General features: G+C 58.4%; 14 protein-coding genes. 6 read left to right on the forward strand and 8 right to left on the reverse strand.

All coding sequences use genetic code 11. From position 1 onward, the window contains the following. Positions 1–132 precede the first annotated feature (132 nt). Positions 133–309 carry a hypothetical protein gene (locus tag NW851_RS06435; protein WP_414333583.1) on the forward strand — a complete coding sequence of 59 codons (177 nt, stop codon included), beginning with the start codon at positions 133–135 and terminating at the stop codon, positions 307–309. 165 nt (positions 310–474) lie between these two features. Here NW851_RS06435 and sat read toward each other — a convergent pair whose 3' ends face one another. The 3 genes from sat to NW851_RS06450 form a co-directional block, all read right to left on the reverse strand. Beyond that, positions 475–1653 carry a sulfate adenylyltransferase gene (gene sat / locus NW851_RS06440; protein WP_414337335.1) on the reverse strand — a complete coding sequence of 393 codons (1179 nt, stop codon included), beginning with the start codon at positions 1651–1653 and terminating at the stop codon, positions 475–477. A 113-nt stretch (positions 1654–1766) separates the two neighbouring features. Next, positions 1767–2138, reverse strand: coding sequence for a hypothetical protein (locus tag NW851_RS06445; protein ID WP_414333585.1), 372 nt, complete (start codon positions 2136–2138; stop codon positions 1767–1769). 128 nt (positions 2139–2266) lie between these two features. Further along, entirely contained in the window at positions 2267–3049 is a 783-nt protein-coding gene (locus NW851_RS06450) for a ParA family protein (RefSeq protein ID WP_414337336.1), read from the reverse strand. A gap of 117 nt (positions 3050–3166) precedes the next feature. Here NW851_RS06450 and NW851_RS06455 point away from each other — a divergent pair, with 117 nt between their 5' ends. The 5 genes from NW851_RS06455 (at position 3167) to NW851_RS06475 (ending at position 8646) form a co-directional block, all read left to right on the forward strand. Further along, a complete protein-coding gene (locus tag NW851_RS06455) occupies positions 3167–4453 on the forward strand; it encodes a glucose-1-phosphate adenylyltransferase (protein ID WP_414337337.1) in 1287 nt (428 codons plus the stop codon). Between the two features lie 153 nt (positions 4454–4606). Further along, positions 4607–6373 (forward strand): ABC1 kinase family protein, encoded by a 1767-nt coding sequence (locus tag NW851_RS06460; protein WP_414333589.1) that lies wholly within the window; start codon positions 4607–4609, stop codon positions 6371–6373. A gap of 42 nt (positions 6374–6415) precedes the next feature. Next, positions 6416–6790, forward strand: coding sequence for a hypothetical protein (locus NW851_RS06465; RefSeq protein ID WP_414333591.1), 375 nt, complete (start codon positions 6416–6418; stop codon positions 6788–6790). A 169-nt stretch (positions 6791–6959) separates the two neighbouring features. Beyond that, complete coding sequence (locus tag NW851_RS06470) at positions 6960–7283, forward strand: YggT family protein (protein WP_414333592.1); 324 nt, start codon at positions 6960–6962, stop codon at positions 7281–7283. Next, positions 7276–8646: a cytosine deaminase gene (locus NW851_RS06475; protein ID WP_414337338.1), complete on the forward strand. Its 1371-nt coding sequence runs from the start codon at positions 7276–7278 to the stop codon at positions 8644–8646. Before NW851_RS06470 ends, NW851_RS06475 begins: the two co-directional genes overlap by 8 nt. Positions 8647–8678: 32 nt before the next feature. Here the strand turns inward: NW851_RS06475 and NW851_RS06480 are convergent, their stop codons facing one another. The 5 genes from NW851_RS06480 to NW851_RS06500 all read right to left on the reverse strand — a co-directional run bounded on the left by NW851_RS06480 (position 8679) and on the right by NW851_RS06500 (position 21413). Further along, the gene (locus NW851_RS06480) at positions 8679–12056 is read right to left on the reverse strand and encodes a Swt1 family HEPN domain-containing protein (RefSeq protein ID WP_414337339.1); all 3378 of its coding nucleotides are present in this window, start codon (positions 12054–12056) and stop codon (positions 8679–8681) included. Between the two features lie 54 nt (positions 12057–12110). Further along, a complete protein-coding gene (locus NW851_RS06485; RefSeq protein ID WP_414337340.1) occupies positions 12111–12683 on the reverse strand; it encodes a Uma2 family endonuclease in 573 nt (190 codons plus the stop codon). 18 nt (positions 12684–12701) lie between these two features. After that, complete coding sequence (locus tag NW851_RS06490) at positions 12702–13274, reverse strand: Uma2 family endonuclease (RefSeq protein WP_414337386.1); 573 nt, start codon at positions 13272–13274, stop codon at positions 12702–12704. A 227-nt stretch (positions 13275–13501) separates the two neighbouring features. Further along, positions 13502–17560, reverse strand: a complete 4059-nt coding sequence (locus NW851_RS06495; RefSeq protein WP_414337341.1) for a DUF1156 domain-containing protein — start codon at positions 17558–17560, stop codon at positions 13502–13504. Between the two features lie 82 nt (positions 17561–17642). Next, positions 17643–21413, reverse strand: a complete 3771-nt coding sequence (locus NW851_RS06500; protein ID WP_414337342.1) for a helicase-related protein — start codon at positions 21411–21413, stop codon at positions 17643–17645. Positions 21414–21558 lie beyond the last annotated feature (145 nt).

A 21558-nucleotide genomic window follows, 5' to 3' on the forward strand; every position in this document is an offset into this window, starting at 1 on the left:
GGTTGGGCTTTGAGGAGATGCGAGGGGTTTGGTGCATCCTAGTTCTGTTTGATGTGACACTTCTTGCACTGACTTGCATTGAAATTGAGTCCTGCTTTTGATTTTTTGGCTGTAAATTGGAGGAACTTTAAGATGAACCGTCAGACTGTTTGGGTTAAAGGCGAGACCCGCAACCACCAGGGCCACTTCATCCCTCAATCCGAATATACGTTGGTCGATGTTGACCAAAATGGCTGGGCGCTGATCTGTGTTGACAATGCCCGCTGCTATTATGTGGATCCCGAGCAACTCCGCTTTGAGGCGGGATGAGGTCTGCTGCTGCCCATTGAGAGCTTGCTGACGAGGGTTTCCTAGGAGAGCAGCATCATCCCCATGCCTTTGGGCGTGGGGTTTTTGTCTCTTTATCAATTTATCAATACATAGGGTCTGGTTGGTCGCAGACCCTTTTGCCTCTACTCAGAGAAATCACAAAAGCTACGACGAACCGCGCTCACGCATGGCTTCGGCCAGCAATTGGGCCACCTCGGGGCGGGAGAACTCGGGCGGGGGGATCTCGCCGCGGCGCAGCATTTCCCGCACCTTGGTGCCCGACAGGTGGATGCGCTGGTGGGGCTGGCTAGGGCTGGTCTTGGCCGTGGCCATGGTGCCGGTGACGGTGCAATAGAAGGCGTGTTCAAACTTGAGGGGGATGATGCCCAGTTCCTCAGGACGGAACTCATCGAAAATGTGCTGGGCATCGTAGGGGCCGTAGTAATTCCCCACCCCGGCATGATCCCGGCCCACAATGAAATGGGTGCAGCCGTAGTTTTTGCGAATGAGGGCGTGGAAGATGGCTTCCCGCGGGCCGGCATAGCGCATGGCCGCAGGGTTGATGGCCAAAATGACCCGCTCCTTGGGGTAGTACTTTTCAATCAGCACCTCATAGCAGCGCATGCGCACCTCGGCGGGAATGTCGTCGCTTTTGGTGGCCCCCACCAGCGGGTGGAGAAACAGCCCGTCCACGATTTCCAGCGCGCACTTCTGGATGTACTCGTGGGCGCGGTGGATGGGGTTGCGGGTTTGAAAGCCGACAATCGTTTTCCAGCCTCTTTCCCGAAACAGTTGCCGCGACTGAGCCGGGTCGATCTGGTAGGCCGGGAAAAGGGGATGGGGATCCCGCTGGAAGAGAGTTACAGGGCCAGCCAAATAGACGGATCCCTGTTCGTAGAGCACCTTCACCCCCGGATGCTGCTCATCGGTGGTGCGGTAGACCTGCTGCGCTTCGCGGGTTTTGTCGTAGGTGAACTTCTCGGTCAATTCCAACAGGCCCAAGAGCCTGCCCTCGCCGTTGGCCAGGGCAATGGTCTGCCCTTCCTTGAGATCGGCGGCTATCTCGGCAGCAACCGGCAGCGTCACCGGCAGCGACCAAGCCAGGCCATTGGCCAGATGCATCGTCTCCAGAACCGACTGGTAATCTGCCCGCCCCATGAAGCCGGTGAGCGGGCTAAAGCCCCCAATGGCGATCATCTCCAGATCCGACTGAGCCCGCTCGTCGAGGTAGAGGATGGGGCAGTGTTCAGCTTTGGAGCGCAGCTCTTGTGCCTGCTCGGGCGGGGCAATGCGGTTAACCAAAGTGCCCCCATGGGGCGGAATGGCATCGCAAGAAACAGTCATCTTCGCCTGGGATGAAGTCATAGCGTGAAGACCAGAACGGCAACCGAGCAGACAGGGATCCCTAACCCTACACCCTTCTTTCCTCGGGTGCAATCCAGGATAGTACCCACTGCCTAGTCCAGCATGTAGGGCGGCATATCTTCGTCGGTGGGCGACACATTGTCGAAGATGGGCCGATTCATGATCTTCTTCTGCGCCTGCAGCGGGGAAGCGGAGGGTTGGGGCCTAGCCGGGAGTGGAGCTTGTCCTCGGCGGCTTTGCAGTTCCTGAATGGTCTTGGCCCGCTCGTCTGCCACCGCCTGCAACTGGGCCAGCGCCTTCTGCAATTCGTCCCGATGGGCAGTGACTTGCTCAAGCTGAGCTTGCAAGGCAGAGACTTTGTTTTGGTAGTCCTGCAAGCGTTGTTGAGCTTCGGCCAGTTGACTTTTGAGAGTTGCAATTTCTGGCGATTCTGGGGCTGGTTCTGTAGGAGACTGAGAAGACATCGTTGTCGGCTCCTCGCCCGTGGGAGTAGATTCTGCAGAGGTGGGCTCTGAACTGGTTTTAGCACTGGCCTTGCGCCGAGTGCGGGAAGTTTCTCCTGAAGAAGGAAAGAGGCTACGGTCCGATCCAGTCACAAGAGCACCTCATGTTCGACAAACTGCACCAATCGCTGACACACCACCGAGCCAGGCCGATAGTCCATGACCGTCAAGCCGTAGTCAAAAGCGGTGCGCAAATCGCTGCTATCTGGAATGGTAACGGGTGAAAGCACATCCGCAAAAATCTGTTGCGCTTGCACATACAATTGCCCGGTATGGGATCCCGACCAGATGCCCCCCGGCAAGTAGCGGTCGTCCAGCATGGTCAAGACAGCACGGGCCTGGCTCAACTGACCTTTCAGGGTCTCAATGTAGCGTAGGGTCACCTCTGTACAGGAGAAATCGGCGCGGTTGAGCCGGGTCGGGATCAACACCCGCTGGGCTGCCCGCAGGGCGTTGGCCGTGAGGGCATTCAGTTCCCCCGGCGTATCGAGAAAGATAAAATCGTAATCCGGCAGCAAGGGATCCAACTGGTGCTGCAACAGGTGTTGCCCTGCATCGCCGGCAGCCGCCAATTGGGCCGCCACTTCCGCCATGGTGCTGTGGGAGGGCGCCACATCCACCCCCTTGTCGGTGCAATAGATCACCTCTTCCAAAGAGCATCGATGCTGCGGGTGCAAGCTGGCCCAGACTGTTTCCTCGGGGGGCAGGGATTCCACCTCTTCCAGGTAAAAGCTGCTGGCGGTGGCCTGGGAGGTGAGATCGATGAGCAGAACTCGGTAGCCCCGTTGAGCCGTTAACTGGGCCGCGTGGACGCAGAGGGTGGACTTGCCGGTGCCCCCTTTATTGTTGGTAAAAGCCAGGACGCGTGCCATCCGCTTCCCCAGAATTTGTTTCAGCTGCTTCCGGTTTCCCGATTCCCCTCAGCCAGATTGGGCCAGGTGCCCCCGCAGCAGTCTATGCTATTGGGTGTAGCCTGGTGGAGGACAACCATGCGCGATGTACTGGCGATTATCCTGGGCGGTGGGCGTGGCACCCGACTTTATCCCCTGACCAAGCGCCGTGCTAAACCTGCTGTGCCTCTGGCAGGCAAGTATCGCCTCATCGACATCCCGGTTAGCAACTGCATCAATTCCGATATCGACAAAATCTACGTCCTCACCCAGTTCAACTCCGCCTCCCTCAACCGCCACATCGTCAACACCTACCGCATGTCCCCCTTCACAGGCGGCTTTGTGGATATTTTAGCGGCCCAACAAACGCCCGATAACCCCGATTGGTTTCAGGGCACTGCCGATGCTGTGCGCCAATATCTCTGGCTGATGGACTCTTGGAAGCCACGGGACTTCCTCATCCTATCTGGGGATCACCTCTACCGCATGGACTACCGCCCCTTCATCCACCATCACCGGCAGACCGGAGCCGATGTGACGCTGGCGGTGCTCCCCTGCGAAGAAAAAGTGGCCTCAGGTTTTGGCCTGCTCAAGATCGGCGAGAACGGTCGCATTGTCGATTTCAAGGAAAAGCCGCAGGGGGAGCTGCTGCAAGCCTGTCAGGTGGATACCCAAGCCCTCGGCCTTAGCCCGGAAGAGGCCAAGGCCAAGCCCTACATCGCCTCGATGGGAATCTACGTATTCCGGCGGGAAGCCCTCATCGAGATGCTGCAGGTGAAGGAGCACACCGACTTCGGCAAAGAGGTGCTGCCGGCAGCCATTGGCAAGTACCATCTGCAGGCTTACCTCTTCAAGGGCTATTGGGAAGACATCGGCACCATCGAGGCTTTTTATCGGGCCAACCTGTCGCTGGTGCAGCAGCCCAACCCGCCTTTTAGCTTCTTTGACAGCGAAATGCCCATCTACACCCGCCCGCGCTTTTTGCCCCCCAACAAGATTCTCGATTCCCACATCGTCAATTCCATCATCGCCGACGGCTGTATCATCAAAAATGCCCAAATTCGCAATTCCATCATCGGCATTCGCAGCCGCCTGGAAGCCAACACCATCATAGAAAACACCCTGGTCATGGGGGCCGATTACTACGAGTCGGCAGAAGAGCGCCAGGCCAAGCTGGAGGCCGGGATCCCACCGGTGGGCATCGGGGCCAACTCCCACATTGTCAACGCCATCGTGGACAAGAACGCCCGCATCGGGCGCAACGTCCGCATCCTCAACAAGGATCACGTCAGCGAAGCGCAGCGGGAAGAGGAAGGGATCTGGATCAGCAACGGCATCGTCACCATCATCAAGGACTCGGTGATCCCGGACAACACCGTCATTTGATCGGGGGAGGTCGGCTCTGGCCAAGAACCTGGCTGGCGAGCGCTGAGGAGGTGCTGTTAAGCAAGATGAAGAGGAATCAAGAGGCTTTTGCCGTTACAATAGATTACGATAACTATTGAGAGCTTTAAAAACAGATTGTGAGATCCCTTGAGCGTGCTGAATAGGATTTCCTCGATTGCCGACCTAGAAGTTTACGATCCGCAATTTATTGCTCGTTACTACCGCTGGCGCCTGCCGCAGGTGATCGGTCGGGCGCTGGCCATTCTCTGGCCCTTTCTCTGGTTTGTCCTCTGTCTGCGCTGGGATCGCCTGTGGGGGCAGACGGAGCGCAATGTGGCGGAGCGCTCGGCCCAGTTGCGCAAGCTGCTCACCGACCTGGGGCCCACCTTCATCAAGGTGGGGCAGGCCCTCTCGACGCGACCGGACTTGGTGCGCAAAGACTACTTGGAAGAGCTGACCAAGCTGCAGGATCAACTGCCCAGCTTTCCTTCCCAGGAGGCGTTTGCCCGCATCGAGTCAGAGTTGGGCCGTCCGATTAGCGAAATTTACGCCCAGATCTCTTCCGAGCCGGTGGCCGCGGCCAGCCTAGGCCAGGTTTACAAAGCGCAACTGCACAGTGGCGAATGGGTGGCGGTCAAGGTGCAGCGGCCCCACCTGCGGGAGCGGCTGAGCCTAGATCTGTACCTCATCCGCTGGGCCTCCACCTGGCTGGGTTCCTGGCTGCCCCTGAACCTGGGCAACACCTTGACGGCGGTGGTGGATGAGTTTGGTTACAAGCTTTTTGAGGAGATCGACTACCTGAACGAAGGGCAAAACTGCGAGCGCTTTGCCGAATACTTTCGCGGCGATCCCGATGTGTATGTGCCGCGCATCTTTTGGGCCTACAGCACCCGCCGGGTGTTGACCCTGGAGTGGATCGACGGCATCAAGCTCACCGATGTGGAGCGGATTCGAGCCGCCAACTTGGAGGTCAGACAACTGGTGCGCATTGGCGTGGTGGCTGGCCTGAAGCAGTTGCTGGAATACGGCTTTTTCCACGCCGATCCCCATCCGGGCAACCTGTTTGCCCTGGCCGATGGCCGCCTGGCCTATATCGACTTCGGCATGATGGACCAGCTCACCGAAGAAATGAAGGAATATCTGGTGGACGCGCTGGTTCACCTGGTGGATCGCGACTACAACGCCTTAATCGACGATTTTATTCATCTGGGCTTTTTACAGCCGGATGTCAACCGCCAAGAGCTGATCCCTGCTTTGGAGACGGTGCTGGCGGATGTGTTGAACCAGGAGGTGGGCAACTTCAACTTCAAAACCGCCACCGACCAGTTCTCCGATTTGATGTACCGCTACCCCTTTCAGGTACCCTCCCACTTTGCGTTGGTAATCCGCTCTTTGGTTACTCAAGAAGGGGTGGCTCTTAGCCTCTATCCCCAGTTTCGCATTGTTGGTGTGGCCTATCCCTACGTGGCCAAGCGCCTGCTGACGGATGAGTCACCCCGCATTCGCCAGCGGCTGCTGCAAGTGCTGATTAAAGATGGCAAGTTCCGCTGGAACCGCCTGGAGAATTTGATCCAAATTGCCCGCAGCGATGGGGGGCTGGATTGGATCCCCACTGCCCAAATGGGTTTGCGCTACTTGATGTCGGAAGAGGCCCGCGAGCTGCGCCGCCAGTTGGTGCTTTCGCTTACGGAAGATGACCGCCTTCACTTTGAGGAGCTACAGCGGCTGTGGCATGTGGTCAGCCCCGACTTGTCTCCAACTCACCTCTGGCAGGCGGCACTGGGATCCCTGCCCGGCGATCTGCAACATGCTTTGGCCGAGTTGAGGGAACAGATGCAAGCCCACCTGGAGCGGCTCAGCCACTGGCGACTTCCCCAGCCCTGGCCGAATTTGCTGGCGGGAGTGGGACAGGAAAGGTAGAACAGAAGAAGATAGCTTAAGTTTGGTGAGCTGGACAAAAGCGTGGCAGATCAGAAAGGTGACTTCATTGCCGGTGTGGTAGCCGGCGCTGTGTTGGGCGGGATCATCGGCGGGGTGATCGCCTTTGTGCTGGCCCCCCGACTGAGCAAGGGATCCGCCGAAGGCCAGCGCCGCGATCCCGACCGTCTCAACGGCACCTCTGTCCCTCCTGAGCGGCCGCGCCTCCGAGTCTCGGGTGAGCCGGCTGTGCCCAGCTCCAGCGACTGGAGGGAGTGGGAACAGGAAACAGAGCGGATTGCCCAGGCCCGCCGCACCCTCGAAGCCAAGATTGCCGAGTTGAACGAGGCGATCCAGGCCACCCGCGCACAACTGCTTGTCAAGGAAATATCTTCTAGCGCTGTCGAGGAAAAGCCTTAAGCAGGGGATCCCTGTCCATGCCAAACTAGAGGCGGCACTGGCTTTCTCCCCTGAGGGGTGCCAGTGTTCTCGTCTCTCGGCTGAGTTGCCCTCCTGGATCAGGTCTGCCTCTGCCGACAGCGCTTAAGTTGAGATGAGTTGAAGAGTCGTTCCCTCGCTGTTTCTAACCATGATGCTCAGCCCTTTGTTGCTCCCTTGGACAGACGGCCTCTCTCTGGGGCTGGTCTACGGCAGTGCCGCGTCTTTGCTGTTTCGCTCCCTTTACCAGTTCATCGTCATTTACAATGCCCTGCTGATTGTGCGGATTTTGCTGAGCTGGTTCCCGCAACTGAACTGGTCGAACCCCATCCTGTCGGTGCTCAGCCAGCTCACGGATCCCTATCTCAACCTCTTCCGCGGCCTCATCCCCCCCATCGGCGGCTTGGACTTTTCCCCCTGGTTGGCCTTTATTTTGCTGAGCTTTGCCATGCAGGTGGTGGGCCAGTTTGCCTAATTGCTGTACCACTGTGCAGATCCCTGGCGCTGCCCACTACTGGCTGCTCAATGCCCAGGTTCCCGTCTCGGTGCTCAAAGATGCGGTGCCAGGGGCCATCCCCAACCGGGAGGGCCTGGTGCTATTGGATCTGGAAATTAGGGAGGGGCGAATTGGCCACATCCGAGCGGCAACAGGGATCCCGCCTCAGGGGATCCCGAGTGTAGATCTGAGGCGGGGACAGGTGTGGCCCTGCTTTGTCGATATCCACACCCACCTGGACAAGGGGCACGTGTGGCCGCGCACCCCCAACCCCGACGGCACGTTTGCCGGGGCAATCCGGGCCGAGCAGGAAGACTGGGCCAAAATGGAGCGGGCCTACGCCGGCAGGCACGAAAAACTTTGGCAGGATATCTACCGCCGCTGCGACTTTGGCCTGCGCTGCAGCTATGCCCATGGATCCCAGGCGGTGCGCACCCACCTGGTCTGCAACGGCCCCCACGCCCAGGTGAGTTGGGAGGTGTTTGCCCAGTTGCGGCAAGAGTGGGCGGGCAGACTGGAGCTGCAGGCAGTGACGTTGACCCATTTGGACTTCTTTCTCACGCCGGCAGGGGAGAAGCTGGCGGACAAGGTGGCAGAGCTGGGCGGGATCCTGGGTGGAGTAGCGGCGATGGGGCCGGAGCTGGATGAGCAGTTGGAGCGGGTGTTTGCCCTGGCCCAGGAGCGGGGGCTGGATCTCGACTTCCACACCGACGAGACGGAGGATCCGGGATCCCTCACGTTGAGACACGTGGCAGCAGCAACCTTGCGCCATGAGTTTTCCGGCCAGGTGGTGTGCGGCCATTGCTGCAGTTTGGCGGTGCAGCCACCGCAGGTGGCCCACCAGACCATGGCCCTGGTCAAAGAGGCGGGGATCGCCGTGGTCAGCCTGCCCATGTGTAACCTCTATTTACAAGACCGCCGCCCCGGCCACACGCCCCGCTGGCGGGGGGTAACGCTGCTCCATGAGCTGAAGGCTTTGGGCGTGCCGGTGATGATAGCCAGTGACAACTGCCGGGATCCTTTCCACGGCTTCGGGGATCACGACGGCCTAGAAGTGTTTCGGGAGGCCACCCGCATCCTGCACCTGGACACCCCCTACGGGGATTGGCCGCAGGCCATCACTGCCACCCCGGCCCGTAGGATGGGCTTAGTAGAGGCCGGACAAATTGGGGTGGGCCTGTCGGCAGACTTGGTGCTGTTCAAGGGCCGGGGGTTTGACGAGCTCCTTTCCCGACCTCAGCATGACCGAGTAGTGTTGCGCCAAGGTCAGCCTATCGACACGGCGCTGCCGGACTACAGCGAACTGGACGATCTCAACGCAGGGGCAGATTGCAGCTCATAGAGTAGGTTGAGCTCCTTACTGCTGCGGATTATCTAAAGATCGCTCTCAAACTCCTGGGTACAGAACTTCAAGGCTCGGCAGTTTTCTGCTACGGTGCGCCTTACGGTCTCCGGCATGCCTTCCGGTATTTCCGCTTCGATTTCCAGGGTGATTTTGACGGTGGATCCCGGCAGATTGGTCAGGTGCCGGATCACCTCTTCGGCGAGGGTGGCAATATCTCTGTTGATTCGCAAGGGATCGGCAATTTCTACCCTGCCATAGAAGCGCCGGGGCAGCTCAGGAGAGATTGGGGCAAGGGGTTGATTCTTATCCTGTCTACTATCTTTTATGGCTATTACTTCAGCTTGCCCTGACGGGGCATCGGTATCAGGCCGAGGGGGAGGGAAGCTGTGCTCGTTGAGTTGCCGTAGGGCAATTTCTGGCTTGACCAGCAGCCCATTTTCATTGAGGGCGGCGTTGACACTGGTTGACGCTCTCAAGCCAAGATACTTGCCCCTAGCTTCGTCAAAACTTTCAGCGTAGGCAAAGCTTTCCCGCCAGGTTTCTGAGGCAACGCCATCTTGAACAGCCTGTAACAAGACCAACTGATTTTTCAGGCGAGGCAGATAGGGGTACTGGGTCAAGCACTCCCACAGCCGTTTTAAACTCACATGATCTGCCTCCCGCCAGAGAAACTTGTCCAAAACATCCAAGCGCAGGTTGAGGGCAGAATAACTGACCACTAGATCACCTTCACGAACAGCCTTGCGGCTGGCTTGCAAAATGGGAGAGTCTTGTTCTTGCAAGCGAGTTTCTTTCCACTCAATGCCACCCTGGGGATCGGGCTGAGTTGGGATCAAAAGCCACTGGTAGGTTTCCCGTAGACTGATATCAACTGCCCTGTTCGACTCTTCTAGCTTGGTGTTGGCCTGCTTGGTTTGAAAGGCATCGAGGTTGAGGATGTCTTTCTCTTCCTCGATTCCCTTCCACGCCAAATACTGAGCTGTATGGCGTTCCAAGTTTTCCAATTTGGCTTTGTCGGGAGCCAAAAATAGGAGCATGTTTTTGTGGTAGCGAGGGCCGCTGCCGCGGCGCTGCAGAACTTGCTCTGCCCATGCCCGTCCTTCGCTGTTTTGGTTACCTCGGCTGTGGGGATATTGAGGAGAAAGGACGACCAGCCGCACCCCCAAGCTGTCGTCGGGGATGTCGGCGGTAGATTCGGGAGCGATGTGCAGGGCGCCGAATTCGCCTCGGCTTTTGTCGGCTCTGAGACGGCGGAGGAGCTCTTCCCAGATGGAGTGGCGCTCGTTTTGCAAAAGCTGCTCAGCCCGTTCCTGGGCGGTGCGGTTGACGTTGGGCTGGGTGGAAACCCAGTAGCGATTGCCATCCACATAGAGGTAGGTGGCTTGGTCGGAAAGGCGCCGCAAGGCATCGCTAAAAGTGTTTACATGTTCCCCCGGTTGGACACAGCCCAGCTTGATGCGGCGCTCCTCTAGGCCTCGGTTGGCAGCCCGCAGGGTGGGGGCGGATCCCATGTAGATGGTGCGGGCAACCCGGCGACAGGCGGAGTAGCGGCCCAGGTTGGGATGGGCGCCGTCGAGGCTCAGGGGAAGAGAATTGGGCCCATCCACATCTTTTTCGATGACCGGCAGCCAGTTGTCGTCGAGGTAGCGGGTCAGCTCCGACTGCACCTGCTGGTCGTCCATGGGGATGTGGGCGGGCAGGATCAGCAGGCTGCGGTCATCGCGCTGCCAGAGGATATGGATGACTCTGGCCATCAGGCGCAGGACGCCGCGGGTGCGCTGAAACTTGTCCAGCGTTGACCAGTCAGCATAAAGCCGGTCGAACAGTTCGGGGTGGATGGGGTAGGCGGCCTTGAGGCGACGTTCGTAGTCGCTTTCTTTGCACTCGCTGGGGAACTCCTGGCTTTGGCTGCGGTAGAGATCCATAAAGGCTTTGACCACCGCGTCCCGCTGCACAAACAGGTCAGGGTCAAGAATGGGCTGGAACAGGCGACGGCGGACGATTTCAAAGCCTTCTTCAGCACTGGCCGGTCGCCAGGGGGACTCGACTCGCCCGATGGCGTTCTTGAGCCGAACCAGAGCTTCCTTGCCCCGTTCGCCGCCTATTTCGATGTCGGAAGAGGGGACGCTGACCACCAGCAGGGTATCTTTGGCGTTCTTGGCCGATTCGCTCAGGGTCTGGGCAAAGGTAAACTGGGTGTCGAAGGTGCCGCCAGCCAGGTCAGGAGTGTCGTGCAGTTGGCGGGCGTAGGCCACCCATTCGTCGATGAGAACTAGGCAAGGAGCATAGCGGTTAAACAAAACCTTGAGGCTGTCGCCAGGGTTGGTGGAAGTCTCATCGGCCTGCCGCATCAGTTCATAACCCTCAGGCCCGCCCAATTGCCAGGCCAGCTCTCCCCAAAGGGTGCGGATCAGGGGGCGGTTTTGCTGGCTGTGTTCGGGCCGGTAGGGAGGGATCCCGCTGGCCTGGAGCTTGTTCCCCACCAGGACAGCTATTCTGACGTTTTGCGGTGGTCTCTGTAGGCCAACAGCTTGCAAAAGAGGTTCTGTGTCGGGTAGGAGGCCCTCACTCCCTCTCCCGGAAGGGGGGGAGAAAAGGTGGTAGAGGGCGAGCATGGCGTGGGTCTTGCCGCCGCCAAAGTTGGTCTGCAGTTCGATTACCGGATCTCCCCCTTGGCCGCTGAGGCGCCTCAGGGCGTTGATCAAAAGCTGTTGCAGCCCTTTGGTGAGGTAGGTGCGGCGGTAGAACTCGACGGGATCCCGGTACTCAAAGGACGCCGTCCCGCCGGGGCGAGCGGAGTCCTCGCCAAGGTAAACCTCCCAGAGGTCGGCGGCAAATTCGGCCTGTTGGAAGCGGCCAGAGGCCACATCCGGATGAGGGGTAACGATCTCCCGCCAGGGTTTGAGGCCAGTTTGGGGTTGGCCTTCCAGAGAAGCTACAATGGCGCGGCGACTTTCTCGCTTGGCCTGTTCTTCGTAGCGTAGCCGCAGCAGCTCTTGCTTTTGCTTTTCCACCTCGGCTGCTTGGGGAGCGGCAATGGCGCTCAGCAGGCGGGCCACGCTATCGAGGGCGCGGTAGGCGTCGTCAAAACCAAAGGTGCAGGTGTGGGCCCAGGCGTTGCGAGTGTTGCGCAGCTCGCTGACTAGGGTGCGCTCTGCTTGACCCAAGGTTTGCCTGAAGACGGTGTTCCATTGCTCCCACATTAGGGTCAGCAGGGCCGCAACATCTTGCTCGAGGATCTGCTCTGGGCTTTTGAACTTGGGAGAGCTCTGGGGCAAGGTGTCGGCGGCCACGTTCAGCCAGTTCTCGCCATGAAAGGCTTGCATTTCCCGCACGACAAACGGATAAAGCCCCTGTCGGAGAAGATTGAGGGCGCGTCCAACACGTTCGTGGTTGCTGATAGCCATCGGTCAAGGGCTGCAAGAAGGGGCAGGTGGGAAAAGAGGGCAACTCGGGGCAGGCTATTCCCAAACTAAGCTGAGATCGGCGACAAAGCCAGGGAGGACGGGATCCCCTTCCAAGCAGGTGGGCCGCTCCAGGATCTGGGGGAGCTGGCCTGGACGATAGACGTAGACCCGCTGGCTTTCCGGGTCGATCAGCCAGCCCAGCCGGGATCCGTTCTCAAGGTATTCCTGCAGCTTGGCCTGCAGAGTGGCCAAATCATCCGTGGGGGAGCGCAACTCCAAGACAAAATCGGGACACAGGGGAGCAAAGCGGCGCCGCTGCTGGGGGGTAAGCTGCTGCCAGCGCTCCTTGGCAACCCAGTCGGCATCGGGAGAGCGAATGGCCCCGTTGGGCAGGGCAAAGCCCGTGGAGGAGTCGAAGACAAGTCCTAAGCTCGTGCGGCGGTTCCACTGCCAGAGCTGCCCCAGCAGGTCGGCATTGCGAAGCCCGCTCTCACTGCCGACAGGGGCCATGGCCACTAGCTCCCCTTGGGCGGTGCGCTCCAGGCGCAGCTCAGGGTTCTGCCGGCAGAGCTGTTCAAAGACTTCATCGGTCAACTCCAGGCTGGGCTGTAGGTTAAGCGCGATCATGGGCAGGTTCTCTGGGAGCTATTCCCAGACTAGGGTAAGATCCGCAACAAAGCCAGGGAGGACGGGATCCCCTTCCAAGCAGGTGGGCCGCTCCAGGATCTGGGGGAGCTGGCCTGGACGATAGACGTAGACCCGCTGGCTTTCCGGGTCGATCAGCCAGCCCAGCCGGGATCCGTTCTCAAGGTATTCCTGCAGCTTGGCCTGCAGAGTGGCCAAATCATCCGTGGGGGAGCGCAACTCCAAGACAAAATCGGGACACAGGGGAGCAAAGCGGCGCCGCTGCTGGGGGGTAAGCTGCTGCCAGCGCTCCTTGGCAACCCAGTCGGCATCGGGAGAGCGAATGGCCCCGTTGGGCAGGGCAAAGCCCGTGGAGGAGTCGAAGACAAGTCCTAAGCTCGTGCGGCGGTTCCACTGCCAGAGCTGCCCCAGCAGGTCGGCATTGCGAAGCCCGCTCTCACTGCCGACAGGGGCCATGGCCACTAGCTCCCCTTGGGCGGTGCGCTCCAGGCGCAGCTCAGGGTTCTGCCGGCAGAGCTGTTCAAAGACTTCATCGGTCAACTCCAGGCTGGGCCGCAAGTTGAGGGAGATCACGGCTTGAGGGATCCCGTTCAGAGGATTTGAGGGGGCGCTGGCGCTATTGTAGTCTTTTGGATCCCTCACCCCTGGATCCCTCTCCCTGAGGGAGCAGCCCCTTACCCCCGGCCCCTCTCCCTGAGGGAGAGCCCAAGCGCTCCGCGCCGCTCACGCGACCACCCCCGGCCCCTCTCCCTGAGGAACAGCCCTCACCCCCGGCCCCTCTCCCTGAGGGAGAGGGGGGATTAAAATAGGCTGGGCTGGGTGATGTTGTTCTGCTTTGTCTGCAAGGCAAGGCGGCTGATCTCTGGCCAGGCGATGACCAGGGTGTTGTAGGCTAGGGCTTCTTGGGCCCAGCCTTTTTTGTCGCAAAGGGTGTAGAGCCGGTAGGCAAGGTCGCGGGCAATGGGGCCTTTTTCCCCCAGGCTGGCCAGCAATTCTGCGGCTGCCATTTCCCCTTGGGTGTCCAGGGTTTGGATGAGAAACTGGGTGATCAGCCAGTGAGGAAGGCTCTCCGGCAGTCGGATCCCTGCCTCAGGAAGCGACAGGGATCCGCGCTCTCGTAGCCGCACCTTGCCGGCCCTGGCTTCCAGGATCCCAAGTTCTTCCAAGGATTCGAGGCTGACATTTTTGGCCTTGCTGAGGACTTCTGCATCTCCATAGGGGCCCGGCTCAAAGCGGTGTTGGGCAAACCAGGTCACCGCCCAGCGGCTGGCGCTATCGAGTTCGCCTTCTTGTTCCTCAAGGTATTCGTCCAGGTACTGGTTGATGAGTTGGAGAGCAGTGCGAACTGTTAGAGGAGAACCATCGTTTTCCAAAACAGCAGCATAGCGGGAATAGATCGCCATGCCAGGGCCAATGCTGGCCTGGGCTAGGTCAACAGGCGCAATGTTGCCCTGTTGCAGGAGTTTCAGGGCTTGGGGTAGTTCTCGCTTGAGTTCTTTGAGAAATTGGCCACGGCTGGCTTTGGGCGCATTGGCAGGACGGGGACGGCAGACGAGGACGATGGAAGAGGCGAGGGCATTTACTGCAACTTTTACTCCAGTAGGTCTTTCTGTTCTCATTGGCCAAGTACCATCAATAGTACATCCAGACCTAACTAAGCCTTCGAGCATAGTTTCCCAGCCAGTTGAGGCTCTGCCTCCCTCACCCTGCCCTCTCCCTGAGGGAGAGGGTTCTGAATTTTCTCCCCCTCGCCCTATGGGAGAGGGGGTTGGGGGGTGAGGGACATCTCGCCCTGTGGGAGAGGGGGCTGGGGGGTGAGGGACATCTCGTCCCTCGTGGGAGAGAGAATCGGGGGGTGAGGGGTCTTCTTCGGTTTGCTTGAAGGCATAGTAAACAGTGAGTGGATAATCGGCATGGCAGATGTCATGCAGTCGGTTAAAGGCTTTGCTGAGTCCTGTTTCAAAGAATTCCCTGGCTTTTTGTTTGTCTCCACCAAAGCGATAGGGCGTAGCGACGAGTTCTTGAGTTTTAGGAACTAATAAAGTGCTAAAAATGTTGGGATAAATTGAACTAAGGGAACGACGCAACCAGACATAGAAGAAATCTGAGAGATCGGCATACCCAATGTTGTCGAAATAAGGGGGGTCTGTGGAGATGAGCTTAGGGGTAGTGTCGTCAGGGTGAGGAGCCGTTGCGTCGTGTTGGGTAACTTGAGCAAAAGAATTGGGAAGCGCATTTTCAAGAACCTTAACAACCCAATCAATCGCACCATTAAAGTTTCCTGTTGAATCACTCATGGGATTGGCTTCGGCAAAATCCCAAGTCATGGGAATTGCTTGACGGGCAAAAGTTTGCTCAACTTTTTCACCTGTTTGATTCCATATACAGATTGTGCTTGACCTGTTGGCAAGTCGGCTGACAGCAAACGCCAAATAAACACTAATTGCCTCTCCATACGCCCTAGCTCCCGTTCCCCCCTCAGCCAGAGGCACATTGTCATCAGGGATCCCAGCGGCGATCGCATCTTGGATGGCTTTTTTCCGTGCTTCCGCCACCAAATCGCTGAAGGTCGTCAGAGCCACCAGTTGCCGCGGGGTGAAGAGGTCGGAAATTTTCTTCATGCCATAATTTGGAGTCTTAAAATCCCTTGGATTGTGTGGTAGGTCAGCATCCGGTTTCCAAGTGGGTTGAGCAGATCTAGCAATAGCTTCCTGTTCTGCGGTGGGAGATAGATAAATTCTGCCGTTTTGTCCCTCCGCCACAATGGCCATCAATTGGGATCCCATCCGTCCTGCTCTGCCTTCTTGGCGCACATAGTCTAGTGGCACAGGAGTTCCACAGGCGATACACTTTGCCCCTTTGCGATCCACTGTGCCTTCTGGTGCTTTGCCCTTGCCAGTTTTGACTACGAATTGAACCCTCACCCTGCCCTCTCCCAGAGGGAGAGGGTTCTGAGTTCTCTCCCCCTCGCCCTGCGGGAGAGGGGGTTGGGGGGTGAGGGCAACATCGCCCTTGGGGAGAGGGGGTTGGGGGGTGAGGGCAACATCGCCCTTGGGGAGAGGGGGTTGGGGGGTGAGGGCAGCATCGCCCTGCGGGAGAGGGGGCCGGGGGGTGAGGGCAGCATCGCCCTGCGGGAGAGGGGGCTGGGGGGTGAGGGCATCAAGGCGCTCAATCACTGGCTCTACCCAAGCCTCCTTCCCCTTCTTGGTCGAAAGCTGAAACGAGCGCACCAATGGCATCTGACAACCGCAAGCTGGGTTTGGACATTTCACCGTTCTTGCCCACAGCCAAGCAATGACCGTTGCTTCTCCCTCACCCTGCCCTTTCCCTGAGGGAAGTTTTCCCTCACCCCCGTCCCCTCTCCCTGGGGGAAGTTTTCCCTCACCCCCGTCCCCTCTCCCTGGGGGAGAGGGGGGAAGGGGGCGGAAGGCGGCGCGGATTCGATCCAAGGCTACGGGGAGATTGGTTTCTACCAAGTGGCTACTCAGGCGCACAAAGCGCAGTCCCAGGCTTTCTAGCAGTTCCTGCCGTTGGCGATCCAAATCTTTTTGATGCTCGTGGATTGGCCCATCGACCTCTACAATCAAAGCCTCTTCCTTGCAGAAAAAATCGACCACGAATGTGCCGATCGGGTGCTGTCGCCGAAACTTACGCCCCTCCAACTGGCGATTACGCAACGCTTCCCACAAAATCGCCTCAGAAGGTGTAGATTGCCGCCGCAGTTGTCGAGCTACCTCCTGCATTTTCTTCTGAATTGCTGGAGGAACTTCCCATTTCTCCAACTCCCCCTCTCCCTGCGGGAGAGGGGGCTGGGGGGTGAGGGCCATCCCGCCCCATAGGAGAGGGGGCTGGGGGGTGAGGGCAACATCGCCATTGGGCAACTGACCTTGTGCTAAGTGGACTACAGATGGATCCCTCACCCTGCCCTCTCCCAGAGGGAGAGGGTTTTGAGTCTTCTCCCCCTCTCCCCATAGGAGAGGGGGCTGGGGGGTGAGGGCAATCTTCGGATACAAATGCCCGATCCGCTTAAAAGCCTCATCCCGCATCCATTGTCCGTAGTAGCGCACATCTGCCGCTAATCCTTGCGCCCCATACCACCGATTCAAACCGCAAACTCCCCCTCGCCCTATGGGAGAGGGGGTTGGGGGGTGAGGGCCGTCTCGCCCTATGGGAGAGGGGGCTGGGGGGTGAGGGCAATCTCGCCCTATGGGCGAGGGGGTTGGGGGGTGAGGGCGATCCTGGGGGTTAATCGGCGGCTTGTCCTTAAATAGCGGCGGAATTTCGATCAGAGCCTTGTTGATGAGAACAGCCACCGGATTCAAGTCACTGGCATAAGCCTTGAGCCCCAACCGCTGCGCCTCCAAGGGAATTGATCCCCCCCCGGCAAAGGGGTCGTAAACCGGCGGCGCGTGCTTGGCAATGTACTCCCTGACAGCCTGGGGATCCGTGGGCGGATCCTCACCGCGATCCCAGGCCAAACAGCGGGCAATCTCCCGCTGGGCCGCCTCCAAAACTCCTGAGTTGGGATCGTTCACATCGTCCCAAGAAACCAGGCCCCGCACCACTTGCTTGGTTTTGCCGTCCTTGTCTTTTTGAACTTCGATGCGGGCCAGAATGTCCAACAGCCGCTGTCGCTCCCGCTCTTGGTCGGCCTCGGTGGGGAACCTGTCTGGCCAACTGCTGGGATCATCCACCAAAGAAGCCCACAGAACCGCCCGACAAGCCGCCAGGGGCCGGCGTGCCCACCAGAGATGTAGGGTGCTGGGGTGGCCGTGGCGGATGGACTTCTCGCGGGCAGATTCTAAGTTGATGGCTTCCAGGGGCAGGGCAACTTCGATGAGCTTCTTGCGGCGGGACATAAGGAGCCAAGGCCAAGGAGGCGAAAACAGGGGGCAAAATATACTCTACTCGCTGCAGGCGGATCCCTTGGCCCCAGATTGGCTAGCTCTGCAGCCGGGGATCGGATCCCTGCTGCCAGAGCTCCTTCCACTTGTAGTTGACGCTACTGGCAGCAAAATCTGGCTCCCGCTTGAAAGGCCTTCTTACGTAGCGCACCTCACAGCCTTCCCCCGCCACTGTGTAAGTGCCTGCAGGAGTTTTGACCCTGAAGACATCCCCTTCTGGAAAATCCCGATCCGCCGGCACCTGAACCAGGGCAAGGATGTAGCTGTCGGGCTTATTCAAAGCTGTCAGAATTTCATTTTTCGTTACCGTTACCGTTTCTGCTCCTTCAACCCTGCCCTTGACCTCGATAAAGCGCAGGCCCTCCCTGCCTCTGGATTCGATGTCATAGCCCAGGTTTTCGGCACTCACATCGCGGGGCTCATATCCCAACGCCTGCTCGATGGCCATGACAGCGGCCATGGCCGCCTGCTCCACACGCTGGGTTTCGCGGGCAAAGGTGGCAGGAGTGGACTCCCGCTTGCCTTGCAGCCGCTGCAGCAACCCCACAGGGATCACCAGCGCCTTCCCCACCACCACCGGCGGCGAGGAGGATAGCTGGCGCTCCTGATCAAGTTCCGCCAGCCGCTTGCGAAGCCGATCGGCCAATTCATCGGCCCGCTGCCGGGCCTTGGCAGAGTTGAGCTTGGCATTGAGCTTGCCCGCCTGCTCCTCTAGCCGTAACTGGGCCGCCCGGTGATCCCAGTAGTTGATTTCTCGGGTGAGACGATCCTTTACAGCCCGCTCTGTTTTGTTGATGAGTTCTTCCCGCTGAGCCTTGACCTCCTGAAAATGCTGAGGAACAAGGTGTTCAATGGCGTAGGTGGTGACCTGCCCTTCTAGCTTCGCAGAAGAGAAGCTGGGAAGATAAGAGCTGGCTTGGGCTTTCAGAAGAGCCTGCTCTTCAGCAGTTAGGGGTCGATAGTCCAAGTAGGGAGCATAGCCGGCACTCCTTATCCTGAACTCCTCATTACCATCTCCCCCTCTCCCTGAGGGAGAGGGGGCTGGGGGGTGAGGGCCATCCCGCCCCATGGGAGAGGGGGTTGGGGGGTGAGGGCCATCCCGCCCTATGGGAGAGGGGGTTGGGGGGTGAGGGTCATCCCGCCCCATGGGAGAGGGGGTTGGGGGGTGAGGGTCATCCCGCCCCATGGGAGAGGCCAGGATTTCCGCATATTGCATGCGGCGGGAAATGACTCGCCGCTGGCCATTGCGATCAGTCCGCCCATCCTGGATAGCGTGCTCCAGGTACACCAAAACCCGCGGCGTCTCGGTGGGATCCCTTTCATCGACAAGGACGGATCCCTGTCTAAGTAAGTCTCTGTATCGTTCCAGAATAAGATCGATGGTGGCTTCCAGAAGAGGGTGGCCAGGGCAGACAAACTCTGCCAAAGGTTTTCCGGGAACGCTAACTAGGCTTTTATCAAAGGTAATCCGTTCGTATTTTCTGAGAATAGGCGCGCCCAAGCCAATCTGGCGATCCCGATTGCGAATGTCTGCCGGCACGTGGGTAATTTCGTAGCGTTTGGATTCTCGCTTTTGCACAGTGCCCCCTAAGTGTTGAAAGGCCTCTAGGAAAAAGGAAGCAATAAAATGAGGCTGGAGCTTCCGGGCTTCAGCTCGCTGCATCTCTAATCGAATCTGTTGCACCCTGGTGATGTCCATGGAGTCGTGGGCCAGAGCCCGTTCCTCCAGGAGCTTTCTCAGCCGTTCTCGATCTAGGTAATCTGCCACCTTCTGGTTTAGCCGAGCTCTCACCTCTGGATCATCACCATAGCGAATGGCCTCAATGAGCAGCTCTCGCAATTCCTTCCCATCAATAGCCTTGCCCAGCACGTCAAAGACCTTGCCCCCTAGGGCTTTTTGCTCGCTCTCCAGCTTCTTCAATAAAGCCAGGTAGACATCCCCCTCGCGAGTTTCTGCAGCCACCAAATTCCATAGGTGGCAGACTTCAGTTTGCCCAATGCGGTGGATTCGCCCAAACCGTTGCTCCAAGCGATTGGGATTCCAGGGCAAGTCGTAGTTAACCATTAGATGGGCTCGCTGCAGGTTGATCCCCTCCCCGGCGGCGTCGGTGGCAATCAAGATTTGCACAGCCGGATCCTGCTTAAAAACCTCTTCAGCCTTCTTGCGCTCCTCCCGACCCATGCTGCCGTGAAGAGTAACCACTGCTTCTGACTGCCCCAGCAGAGTTCTCACGCGGTCGGCCAGGTACTCAAGGGTATCCCGGTGTTCGGTGAAGATCACCAGCTTGCGCCGATGTCCACCGGCGTCGAACATTTCCCCTTGATTTTGCAACAGCTTGGACAATTCTTCCCACTTGCGATCCTGACCACTGCGTCGCACCCGTTCAGCCAGCTTTTCTAGATCCTGAAGCCGCTGAATCTCTGCCTTAAGCTGGACAATGGTGCGAGCGGCAGTTGCTTGATCTACCAACTCTTCTTCTTGTTTTTCCAGCTCGTCAGCGGTGTAGTCTTCAAAGTCTTCCTCCCAACCTTCCGCATCAAGCGGGGGAATAGTGACAGTAATATTTCTCGTTCCTCGACTCCGTAATTGTTCTTCCCTAAGCCGCTGCTCCAGCCTCTGTCGCCGTCGCCGCAAGGATTGGTAAATCGCTTCTGGAGAAGAGGCTAGCCGACGCTGTAGGATGGTCAGGGCAAAACCAACAGTTCTCTTGCGACCATCGTTGTCCAAGGCATCTACATTGTTAAACTCTTCTCGTACGTAATCGGTAACTTCCTGATAAAGCTTGGCTTCCAGATCAGATAAGGCATACTGGACGGTGTAAGCCCTTCGCTCTGGAAAAAGCGGCTTGCCGTCAAACTTAACCAAGTCTTCTTTCACCAATCGCCGCATGAGATCCGAGACGTCGCAGGTGTGAGCTCCATCTCGAAATTTTCCCTCAAAGCGATCTCCGTCCAACAAGGCCAAAAAAAGCTGAAAGTCTGCTTCTTTGCCATTGTGGGGAGTGGCTGTCATCAGCAAAAAGTGGCGCGTTAGCTGAGAGAGCAATTTACCCAGCTTGTAGCGCTTGGTTTCTTTGATTTCTCCGCCAAAGAAGGATGCCGAAAGTTTGTGGGCCTCATCGACAACGACCAAGTCCCAATCGGCTTGCTTAAGTTTATATTGTAGGACTTCATCTCGGCTAAGCTTATCTAGCCGGGCAATGAGCAGCGGAATCTCCTGAAATGGATTCCCTGTTCGAGCTGCTTCAAGACGATCGTTGGTCAAAATTTCAAAGGGCAAATGGAACTTTTGCACCATCTCCTCTTGCCACTGCAGGGTCAGACTGCCGGGGCAGACAATGAGACAGCGGTGCAGGTCACCGCGAATCAGCAGCTCCCGAATCAACAGCCCTGCCATGATGGTTTTGCCAGCCCCTGGATCGTCGGCCAGCAAAAACCGCAGCGGCTGCCGCGGCAGCATTTCCTCGTAGACGGCACTGATTTGATGGGGCAGAGGCTCTACCAGAGAGGTGTGGACAGCTAGGAGGGGATCGAAAAGATGAGCCAGCCGAATGCGATGCGCTTCGGAAACCAACCGGAAGAGAGCACCCTCTCCCTCGAAGTTGCAAAGGGATCCCTCCTGAACAACTTCCAAAGTTGGCTCTTGGTTGCGAAACAGCAGCTCTGCATGGGGCTGCCCCTGGATGTCTTTGTAGATGACCTCGATGGCACTGCTGCCGTGCCATTTCACGTTGACGATGACAACGGCTTGGTTTGGCAGGATCCCTCTGACCCTTGCACCGGGGTTGAGATCTTCCAGTCGAGCCATAGACTGCAGGCTTCTAGAACTGCTGGCAGAAGCTTGTTCCAACTCCCCACTGCTATGTTGCCCTCACCCCCAGCCCCTCTCCCAGAGGGAGAGGGGGGAACAGGAACCGCCCAGCCCCTCTCCCACCAGGGAGAGAGGAGTGTCC

It is taken from the genome of Synechococcus sp. H55.7 (assembly GCF_047462395.1).
Classification (GTDB): Bacteria; Cyanobacteriota; Cyanobacteriia; order Thermostichales; family Thermostichaceae; genus Thermostichus.